The 10,213-nt window shown below is 70.3% G+C and carries 8 protein-coding genes and 1 pseudogene; 6 read left to right on the top strand and 3 right to left on the bottom strand.

All coding sequences use genetic code 11. The features are described from left to right. Positions 1 to 368 (top strand): annotated as a pseudogene (locus tag A5714_RS23845) (AIR synthase related protein); the annotation flags it as partial. 197 nt (positions 369 to 565) lie between these two features. On the opposite strand, the gene purL reads toward A5714_RS23845, so the two are convergent. Both purL and A5714_RS23835 read right to left on the bottom strand, forming a co-directional pair. Then, positions 566 to 2,863, bottom strand: a complete 2,298-nt coding sequence (gene purL, locus A5714_RS23840; RefSeq protein ID WP_068289570.1) for a phosphoribosylformylglycinamidine synthase subunit PurL — start codon at positions 2,861 to 2,863, stop codon at positions 566 to 568. A gap of 45 nt (positions 2,864 to 2,908) precedes the next feature. Continuing rightward, complete coding sequence (locus A5714_RS23835) at positions 2,909 to 4,165, bottom strand: M18 family aminopeptidase (protein ID WP_068289568.1); 1,257 nt, start codon at positions 4,163 to 4,165, stop codon at positions 2,909 to 2,911. A 269-nt stretch (positions 4,166 to 4,434) separates the two neighbouring features. Here A5714_RS23835 and A5714_RS23830 point away from each other — a divergent pair, with 269 nt between their 5' ends. The 3 genes from A5714_RS23830 (at position 4,435) to A5714_RS23820 (ending at position 7,053) form a co-directional block, all read left to right on the top strand. After that, positions 4,435 to 5,445: a Dyp-type peroxidase gene (locus tag A5714_RS23830; protein ID WP_068071659.1), complete on the top strand. Its 1,011-nt coding sequence runs from the start codon at positions 4,435 to 4,437 to the stop codon at positions 5,443 to 5,445. Next, positions 5,442 to 6,239, top strand: a complete 798-nt coding sequence (locus tag A5714_RS23825) for a family 1 encapsulin nanocompartment shell protein (protein ID WP_068071661.1) — start codon at positions 5,442 to 5,444, stop codon at positions 6,237 to 6,239. The genes A5714_RS23830 and A5714_RS23825 overlap by 4 nt, the downstream gene beginning before the upstream one ends. 73 nt (positions 6,240 to 6,312) lie before the next feature. Further along, on the top strand, positions 6,313 to 7,053 hold the full coding sequence (locus tag A5714_RS23820) for an SDR family NAD(P)-dependent oxidoreductase (protein ID WP_068289565.1): 741 nt from the start codon (positions 6,313 to 6,315) through the stop codon (positions 7,051 to 7,053). Positions 7,054 to 7,057: 4 nt separating this feature from the next. Here A5714_RS23820 and A5714_RS23815 read toward each other — a convergent pair whose 3' ends face one another. Beyond that, entirely contained in the window at positions 7,058 to 8,746 is a 1,689-nt protein-coding gene (locus tag A5714_RS23815; RefSeq protein ID WP_068289562.1) for an MOSC and FAD-binding oxidoreductase domain-containing protein, read from the bottom strand. A gap of 214 nt (positions 8,747 to 8,960) precedes the next feature. Between A5714_RS23815 and A5714_RS23810 the strand changes: the two genes are divergently transcribed. Beyond that, the gene (locus tag A5714_RS23810) at positions 8,961 to 9,833 is read left to right on the top strand and encodes an alpha/beta fold hydrolase (protein WP_068289550.1); all 873 of its coding nucleotides are present in this window, start codon (positions 8,961 to 8,963) and stop codon (positions 9,831 to 9,833) included. Between the two features lie 68 nt (positions 9,834 to 9,901). Further along, the coding region (locus A5714_RS23805; RefSeq protein ID WP_156747474.1) for a TetR/AcrR family transcriptional regulator at positions 9,902 to 10,213 on the top strand (312 nt) is incomplete at its 3' end.

Genomic DNA, 10,213 nt, shown 5'->3' with positions numbered 1-10,213 from the left:
ACCGGTACGTGCGGGGCAACACCGTGCTGGCCGAGCACGCCGACGGCGGCGTGCTGCGCGTCGACGAGAACACCGGACGCGGCATCGCCTTGTCGACCGACGCGTCGGGCCGGTACACCAAGCTCGACCCCTACACCGGCGCGCAGCTGGCGCTCGCCGAGGCGTACCGCAACGTCGCCGTCACCGGCGCCACCCCGGTCGCGGTGACCAACTGCCTCAACTTCGGGTCGCCCGAGGACCCGGGCGTCATGTGGCAGTTCTCCGAGGCGGTGCGCGGGTTGGCCGACGGCTGTGTGGCCCTTGGCATTCCGGTGACCGGAGGCAACGTCAGCTTCTACAACCAGACCGGGTCGGCCGCGACCCCGCCCGCAGCCGCCGGCCGCACAGCCCCAGCGGGGCCCGGGTGGCCAGCGCCAGCGCGCCACCGACCGCGGCTTGCAGCCCTGGCCGCCAGCGCTGCGGCAGCCCTGGGCTCGCGAAGCTCCAGCAGACGAGGGCCGCGGCCAGCAGCAACGAGCTTGCCCGCCGAATCGCGTTGACGCTCAACGGGATTGGATGGCGCGGCTCACCCGAACAGCCGGGGCAGCACCGCCTCGGAGGTGTCGCGCAGCTCGGCGAGGGACACGGTGAACAGGCCCTGCACCTCCACCGAGTCGGAGGCCGGATCCGCCACGCCGATCCGGACGGCGGGCAGCCCGCGCGCCGCACACATGGAGCGCAACCGGCTCTCCTCGGTGCGCGGCACCGCCACCAGCACCCGGCCCGACGACTCGGAGAACAGCGCGACGAACGGGTCGGCGTCCTCGGGAAGCACGATGCGGCAACCGGTTTCACCGGCCAGTGCCGCCTCCACCACGGCTTGGGCCAAACCGCCCTCGGACAGGTCGTGTGCGGCAGACACCAACCCGTCGCGGGAGGCCGCCACCAGCACCTCGGCCAGCAGCTTCTCGCGCTGCAGGTCCACCGCGGGGGGCAACCCGCCGAGGTGATCGGCGGTCACCTGCGCCCACACCGAGCCGTCGAACTCGTCGCGGGTCTCGCCCAGCAACAGCAGGGACTCACCGGGCTCACCGCCCAGCCCGGTCGGGATGCGCCGGGCGACGTCGTCGATGACGCCCAACACGCCGATCACCGGGGTGGGCAGGATCGCGGCCGACCCGGTCTGGTTGTAGAAGCTGACGTTGCCTCCGGTCACCGGAATGCCAAGGGCCACACAGCCGTCGGCCAACCCGCGCACCGCCTCGGAGAACTGCCACATGACGCCCGGGTCCTCGGGCGACCCGAAGTTGAGGCAGTTGGTCACCGCGACCGGGGTGGCGCCGGTGACGGCGACGTTGCGGTACGCCTCGGCGAGCGCCAGCTGCGCGCCGGTGTAGGGGTCGAGCTTGGTGTACCGGCCCGACGCGTCGGTCGACAAGGCGATGCCGCGTCCGGTGTTCTCGTCGACGCGCAGCACGCCGCCGTCGGCGTGCTCGGCCAGCACGGTGTTGCCCCGCACGTACCGGTCGTACTGCTCGGTGATGAAGGCGCGGCTGCACAGATGCGGACTGCCAAGCAGTGCAAGCAAAGTCGCGCGCAGTTCGGCACCGGTCGACGGGCGGGGCAGTCCGGTGGAGCGGTCGGCGTTGAGGGCATCCTGCGTGTCGGGGCGGGCGACCGGGCGCTCGTAGACCGGGCCCTCGTGGGCCACGGTGCGCGGTGGGACGTCGACGACGGTCTCGCCGTGCCAGGTGATGCGCAACCGGTCACCGTCGGTGACCTCGCCGATCACGGTCGCCAGGACATCCCACTTGCGGCACACGGCCAGGAAGGCGTCCACATTCTCGGGCGCGACGACGGCGCACATCCGCTCCTGGGATTCGCTGCACAGCACCTCGGCGGACGTCATCTCGGTGGTGCGCAGCGGCACCGCGTCCAGCCGGATCGCCATCCCACCGTCCCCGGCCGAGGCCAATTCAGAAGTGGCACAAGCCAATCCGGCGCCACCCAGGTCCTGGATGCCGATCACCAGGCCGCCCGAGTACAGCTCGAGGCAGCACTCGATGAGCACCTTCTCCATGAACGGGTCGCCGACCTGCACCGAGGGCAGCTTCTTGCGGGAGTTCTCGCTGTCGAAGGTCTCCGACGCCAGCACGGACACGCCGCCGATACCGTCCAGCCCGGTGCGCGCGCCGAACAGGATGATCTTGTTGCCGGCGCCCGACGCGAACGCCAGGTGCAGGTCCTCTTGGCGCAACACTCCGACGCACAACGCGTTGACCAAGGGGTTGCCGGCATAGCACGCGTCGAAGACGGTCTCGCCGCCGATGTTCGGCAAGCCCAACGAATTGCCGTAACCGCCGATGCCGCGAACCACACCGTCCACCACGCGGCGGGTGTCCGGCGCGTCGGCGGCCCCGAACCGCAGCTGGTCCATGACCGCGATCGGCCGCGCCCCCATCGCCATGATGTCGCGGACGATGCCGCCCACCCCGGTGGCAGCGCCCTGATACGGCTCGACGTAGGACGGGTGGTTGTGCGACTCCACCTTGAAGGTGACCGCCCAGCCGTCGCCGATGTCGACCACGCCGGCGTTCTCCCCGATGCCGGCCAGCATGCCGGCGCGCATCTCGTCGGTGGTGGTCTCACCGAAGTAGCGCAGGTGCACCTTCGAGGACTTGTACGAGCAGTGCTCGCTCCACATCACCGAATACATCGCCAGTTCGGTGTCGGTGGGCCTACGGCCGAGGATCTCGCGGATCCGCTGGTATTCGTCGTCTTTGAGGCCCAACTCACCGAACGGCTGCGGCTCGTCGGGGGTGGTCGCCGCGCGGTCGACGGTGTCGATCGCCTGGGTGGGCGCGCTCGTCCCGGACACAGTCACGGCTCACAGTCTAGGGTGGCGCGGCCCGGCGCGTCCGCCCGCGCGTCAGGCCGGCGCGAGGAACGCCCGCATGGCGGTCGCGTAGGCCGTGACGTCGCGCGCGCCCATCAACTCGCGGGCGGAGTGCATAGCCAGCTGCGGGGCGCCGACGTCCACGGTGGGGATGCCGGTGCGCGCCGACGCCAACGGCCCGATGGTCGAACCGCAGGGCAGATCGGCGCGGTGCTCGTAACGCTGCAGGGCCACGCCGGCCTGCTCGCAGGCCAGCGCGAAGGCCGCGGCGGTGCGCCCGTCGGTGGCGTACCGCAGGTTCGGGTGCACCTTGAGGACCGGCCCGGCGTTGACCTCGATCAGGTGACCGGGCTCGTGGCGCTCCGGATAGTTCGGGTGGGTGGCGTGGGCCATGTCGGCCGAGGCCAGCAGCGAGTCGGGCAGCGAGCGCAGGAAGTCCTCCCGGTCGCCGCCGCGCGCGAGCACGATCCGCTCCAGCACCGTGCCGAGCAGATCGGACTGCGCACCGTGGTCGGAGGTGGAACCCACCTCCTCGTGGTCGAAGAGGACCAGCACGGGCACGTAGCCCGCCGGCTCGGCGTCCAGCAGAGCCTCCAGGCCCGCATAGCAGCTGGCCTGGTTGTCCAGCCGCGGCGCGCTCAGCAGGTCGGCGTCGGCGCCGATCACCGCCGACGGCGTCAGGTCGTGGGTCATCAGGTCGGCGGACAGCACGTCGCCCGGCGCCACCCCGGCGCGCCGCGCGACGTCGTCGACGAAGGGCTGCTGGGTGTCACCGGCGCCCCACACCGCGTTGACGTGGCGCTGCGGGTCCAGCGTGAGCGATCTGCGGTCCTCGGCCAGGTGGATGGCCAGCTGCGGCACCCGCAGCAGGGGCTCGTCGATCCGCACCACGCGGTGCTCGACGCGGGCGCCGGCGCGCACCGACAGCCGGCCGCTCAGCCCGAGGTCGCGGTCCAGCCACGAGTTGAGCCACGCGCCGCCGTAGGGCTCCAGCGCGACCACCCGCCAACCGGCGACCCATCGATCCGGGTGCTGCTTGACCCGCAGGTTGGGGCTGTCGGTGTGGGCGCCGACGATGCGAAACGGGCCGGCGGGGCCGGCGGAATTCCACGCGATCAGCGAGCCCGCGCGCACGACGAAGTAGCGGCCCGGTTCGGTGGGCCACCGGTCGGTTTCGCTGAGTTCGGTGTAGCCGGCCTCGGTCAGCCGGGCCGCCACGGTGGCGCACACGTGAAACGGCGACGGCGACGCGTCGATGAATGCGCAGAGTCCTGCGGCGCTGGCCGGCATGGAACTATCATCGCCGGTCGACGCGGCCGCCTGCGCGGCGGCTGGACGCTCGCGCCGCTTTCGGCGCTCACCGTCGCCACGCCCCGCCCAACGGCGCGGCTCCTCGCCCGCGCCGCTTTCGGCGCTCACCGTCGCCACACCCCGCCCAACGGCGCGGCTCCTCGCCCGCGCCGCTTTCGGCGCTCACCGTCGCCACGCCCCGCCCAACGGCGCGGCTCCTCGCTCGCGCCGCTTTCGGCGCTCACCGTCGCCACGCTAGGGTCGCCCATGTGCCTTCGGTGCAGCCCCAACCCATCCTCGAGCCGCTCACGCCTGCGGCCATCTTCGTGGTGCTGACCATCAACGACGGCGGCGAGGCGACCGTGCACGACGCCCTGCCCGACGTGTCCGGGCTGGTGCGTTCCATCGGTTTCCGCGAACCCCCCAAACGGCTGTCCGCGATCGCGTCGATCGGTTCCGACGCCTGGGACCGCTTGTTCTCCGGGCCGCGCCCCGCCCAATTGCACCGATTCGTCGAGCTCAAGGGCCCGCGACACACCGCGCCCGCGACTCCCGGGGACCTTCTGTTCCACATCCGCGCCGAGAGCCTGGACGTCTGCTTCGAACTGGCCGACCGGATCTTGCGGTCGATGGCCGGCGCGGTCACCGTCGTCGACGAGGTCCACGGCTTTCGCTACTTCGACAACCGCGACCTGCTCGGCTTCGTCGACGGCACCGAGAACCCCGACGGCCCGCTGGCGGTCAGCGCCACCGCCATCGGCGACGAAGACCCCGAGTTCGCCGGCTCCTGCTACGTCCACGTGCAGAAGTACGTGCACGACATGACCGGGTGGAATTCGTTGTCGGTCAACGAACAGGAACTCGTGATCGGCCGCACCAAGCTGGAGAACCTCGAGCTCGACGACGAGACCAAACCCCCGAACTCGCACATCGCGCTCAACGTGATCGAAGACGACACCGGCGCCGAGCTCAAGATCGTGCGGCACAACATGCCGTTCGGCGAGCTCGGCAAAAGCGAGTACGGCACCTACTTCATCGGTTACTCGCGCACCCCCACGGTGACCGAGCGCATGCTCGAGAACATGTTCCTCGGCGACCCGCCCGGCAACACCGACCGCATCCTCGAATTCTCCACCGCCGTCACCGGCGGGCTGTTCTTCTCCCCCACCGTCGATTTCCTCGACGACCCGCCGCCCCTGCCCGTCCCGCCGGCGACAGCACCAGCCGCTGCCCCGGATGGCTCACTGTCGATCGGCAGCCTGAAAGGATCCCCGTCATGAACAACCTGTACCGCGAACTGGCACCGGTCACCGACGCCGCCTGGGACGAGATCGAGGAAGAGGCGACGCGAACGTTCAAGCGGCACATCGCCGGGCGACGCGTCGTCGACGTCAGCGAACCCGGCGGGCCGGTCACCGCGGCGGTCAGCACCGGTCGGCTGGTGGACGTCCAAGCACCCACCGAGGGCGTGGTCGCGCAGCTGCGGGCCAGCAAACCGCTTGTGCGGCTGCGGGTTCCGTTCACGTTGTCGCGGACCGAGATCGACAATGTGGAGCGCGGCGCGCAAGACGCCGACTGGGATCCGGTGAAGGACGCCGCGAAAAAGCTGGCGTTCGTCGAAGACCGGGCCATCTTCGAGGGCTACGCCGCGGCGTCCATCGAAGGCATCCGCTCGGCCAGCTCGAACAAGTCGCTGACCCTGCCGGCCGACCCTCGCGAGATTCCCGACGTCATCACCCAGGCGATCTCCGAGTTGCGCCTCGCCGGTGTCGACGGCCCGTACTCCGTGCTGCTCTCGGCCGACGTGTACACCAAGGTCAGCGAGACCACCGAGCACGGTTATCCGATCCTCGAACACATCGACCGCCTGGTTCCCGGCGACATCATCTGGGCGCCGGCCATCGACGGCGCCTTCGTGCTGACCACCCGCGGCGGCGACTTCGACCTGCAGCTGGGGACCGACGTGTCGATCGGCTACACCAGCCACGACGCCGACACGGTGCAGCTGTATCTGCAAGAGACGCTGACCTTCCTGTGCTACACCGCGGAGGCCGCCGTCCCGCTCAACCCCTAGGAATAAACGCCGCCGGGCCGCTGCTGAGCGTGGGGTAATTGACCGAACCTCACTCGCTGAAGGCAGGCTTTCGATGGCAGAGACCCTGGCCGGTGCCACCGCTCTGGTGACCGGCGCCACTTCGGGAATCGGATACGCGATCGCAAGGGAACTGGCGGCTCGCGGCGCCGAAATCGTGGTTCACGGACGCAGCGCCGAGCGCGGCGCGAAGACCGTCCGCGACATCGAAAACGCTGGCGGCACAGCGCGTTTCGTCGCCGCCGACCTCAATGATGCCGACGACGTACGCAGGTTGGCCAGCGAGGCAGGCCCGGTCGACATCCTGATCAACAACGCCGGCATCTACGAATTCGGCGCGACTACCGAGACCGACGACGCGACGTTCGACGAGCACTTCAACATCAACGTGCGCGCCCCCTACATCCTGGTCCAGCAGCTGGTGCCGGGCATGGTCGAGCGTGGCGGCGGCACCGTCGTCAACATCAGCACGGTCGTGGCGTCGGTGGCGGGCGCGGGGGCCGGCATCTACGGCGCCAGCAAGGCCGCCGTGGAACAGCTGACGCGCGTCTGGGCGGAAGAATTCGGCGGCACGGGGGTGCGGGTGAACGCCGTCGCGGTCGGGCCGACCGACACGCCCGGTGTGGCGGTCGTCCCCGGGCTGCTGCAGTCCGTGGCCGCCAGTACGACATTGGGACGCCCGGCGGATCCGGCCGAGATCGCCAAGGCCGCAGCGTTTCTCGCCTCGCCCGACGCCAGCTATGTCAACGGCGCGGTGCTGCACGCCACCGGTGGGCAACGCTCGATCGCCGCGTGACGGTCTACAGGTCCAACACCAGGTCACCGGCCGGGGCGGCCGAGCAGATCAGGACGGTCCCTGCGTCCGGCGGCTGCAGCGGCGGCTGCACATAGGTGGTGGCACCGGCCACGACGCCCGTCTCGCACACGTGGCATACGCCGCTGCGGCAGGAGAACCGGGTCGGCACGTCGCACGCCTCGGCGAATTCCAGGATGGTGCCGTAACCGGCGGACCAGTTGACGGTGAGGCCGCTGCGGGCGAAGGTGACCGACGGGCCAGTCCCCGGCGCTCCGGCCGGCGGGTGGGGCGGCGAGCGCGGCGCGGCGTCGACGACGCCGGGGTTGACCGGTGGCAGGGCGCCGAAAAGTTCGGTGTGAATGCTGGAGTCCTGCAGGCCGGCGGCGATCAGCGCGGCGCGGACGTCGATCATGAATCCGGTTGGGCCGCAGACGTATGCGGCGGCCTCGGCAGGTAGGCCGAGTGACTCGATCACCCGGGGGTCCGGGCGCCCGTCGGCCTCGGTGAAGAACACCCGCTGCACGGCATGCGGCAGCGTCGCGATGAGTGCGGCGACCTCGTCGGCGAAGGCTTGGGTCTGGCGGTTGCGCGTAACGTGCAACCACCACAGCGCGCGGTCACTGCCGGCCGCCGACAGCGCACGCAGCATCGCCAGCACCGGGGTGATGCCGATCCCCGCCGAGATCAGAACCACGGGCCCGCTGCCGTCGGCCAGATGGAAGTTGCCCCGCGGGGCGGCGGCCTCGAGTACCGATCCGGGCTGGGCGTGGGTGTGTAGCCAGCGGCTCACCACACCGCGGTCCTCGCGCTTGACACTGATGCGGTAGTCCTGCGGGTCACCGGACAGCGAGTAGCTGCGCAGGGGCGCCGGCTCAGCCGCCCCGGGCACCCTGAGGGTCAGGTACTGGCCGGGCAGCGCCGCCGGAAGCGCGCCGTGGTCGTCGGCCGCCAGCCGAAACGACACGACTTCGGGGCTCTCCCGGTGTATCGCCGTTATGCGCAGGGGGCGAAAACCGGTCCACGCCGGCGCGGGTGCGGCGGGCGCCGCGTCCTGCCGGGCCAGCATGTCGCGGAAGGATTGTTGCCAGCCCGGGCTCAGCGCCGGGATGTCGACGACCTCGCGCAGCCGCGCGCGGTCACCGCCGGGCAGGTAGAGCAGCGCGTCGACGGCGGCGACGCTCTGTTCGTGGCGCCCGCGACGGGTCCGCACGATGTCATCGCCGGCCCGCACGTGACCCTCGGTGATGACTCGGAGGTAGAATCCCGGGCGATGTTGTGCCACAAGGAGATTAGGCATCTCGGGGGCACCCAGGCGCAGCCCGACCCGGAAGCAGGTGACGCGCGGCTGGGTGACCTCGAATTCCGCCTCGCCGATGCGATACCGGTCGCCGATGCACACCTCGTCGTCGGGCAGGCCGGTAACGGTGAAATTCTCCCCGAAATGGCCTGGCGCCAGGTCGTCGCGGCCCAGGTAGTTTTTCCAGAAGTCGTAGGACTCACTCTGGTAGACCATCACCGCGCGCTGTTCCCCGCCGTGGCCGGCCAGATCGCCCTGCCCGTCGCCGTCGATGTTGAGGCGGCGCACCATCACCGGCCCCTGCACCGGTGTCTTCCAGATGCCGGTGAAGACGTTTTTGCCATGCCACGCAACGTTTTTAGGCTTGCCCACGTTCACCGACAACAGCTTGCTCACCGCGTCACCTCGACCTGATCCGGAGCCCAGCCGGGCCGTTGCCACCGCCGCAACGCGGCGGCACCGTCACTCGAGCGAGCGAAGCTGCGCTGCGCGGCCCACATTAGGCCTGCGCGATGCGGGCGGCAACCGCTGCCTTCGGCCGGATCTGGGGCTGTCGCCCACAGGCATCCGCGTGCATAATGGGTCAGTCATCCCAAAAATAAGGGGCGTCATGCCGGCTGTTCATCATCGCTACACGACCGTCGACGGCCATCGGCTGTTCTTCCGGGAAGCGGGTGACGCCGCGGCGCCCGCCGTGGTGCTGCTGCACGGATTTCCCACCAGTTCCTACATGTTTCGCGACCTGCTGCCCGCCCTTGCCGATCGCTACCACGTGATCGCGCCGGATCACCTCGGCTTCGGCCTTTCCGACGCCCCGCCGGTCGAAGCCTTCGATTACACCTTCGACGGGCTGACCGAGCTGACGACCGGGCTGCTCGACACGCTCGGCGTGCAGCGGTACGCCATGTACGTGCAGGACTACGGCGCGCCGATCGGGTGGCGGCTGGCGTTGCGCGACCCGGCGGCGATCACCGCCATCGTCACCCAGAACGGCAACGGGTACGACGCGGGATTCGTCGAAAGCTTCTGGAAGACCGTGTGGGCCTATCAGGATGACCAGAGCCCCGAGACCGAAGCGGCGGTGCGGCAGTTCCTCACCCTGGACGCCACGCGCTGGCAGTACCTCACCGGCGTGCCGGATGAAACGCTGGTGGACCCGGAGTCCTGGCTGCACGACTACGCCCTGATCTCGCGCCCGGGCAACGACCTGGTGCAGCTGAAGTTGTTTCGCGACTACGCCACCAACGCGCCGCTGTACCCGCGGCTGCACGACTACTTCCGCGCGAGCCGGGTGCCACTGTTGGCGGTGTGGGGCCGTGGCGACCAGATCTTCGGGCCGGCCGGTGCCACGGCGTTCGCCGACGACCTGCCGGACGCCGAGATCCACCTGCTCGACGGGGGCCACTTCCTGTTGGAGTCCGCCCCCGACGAGGTCACCGAACTGATCCGCCGCTTCCTGGGCAACCACATCCCGGTGCCGTGATCGACACCGGCGCGCGGGCTTGACTGCGGATGCGCTGGCCGGGTGCGGCCGCCAGCTAACCTGGGGCGATGGCCCATCCCGATGTTCAGGACGAACAACGGTTGACCGCCAAGGGGCGCGCCACCCGGGACCGCATCGTGCAGGCCGCCGCGCAGCTGATCGTCACCGAGGGCCTGTCGGCGGCCAACCTCGAAGCCGTGCGGCGCGCGGCGTCGGTCAGCGGCTCCCAGCTGGCCCACTACTTCGCCGACAAGAACGCGTTGATCCGCGCGGTGATCCGACGCCAGATCGGGGTGGTGCTGGACTTCCACCGCCAGCCTCGGCTGCGGGGGCTGCGTTCGTTCGACGACTTCGAGCGGTGGATCGACTTGAACATGCGC

This window comes from Mycobacterium sp. E2462 (genome assembly GCF_001672685.1).
Lineage (GTDB): Bacteria > Actinomycetota > Actinomycetes > Mycobacteriales > Mycobacteriaceae > Mycobacterium.
This window is presented reverse-complemented; position numbering and strand designations above follow the sequence as displayed.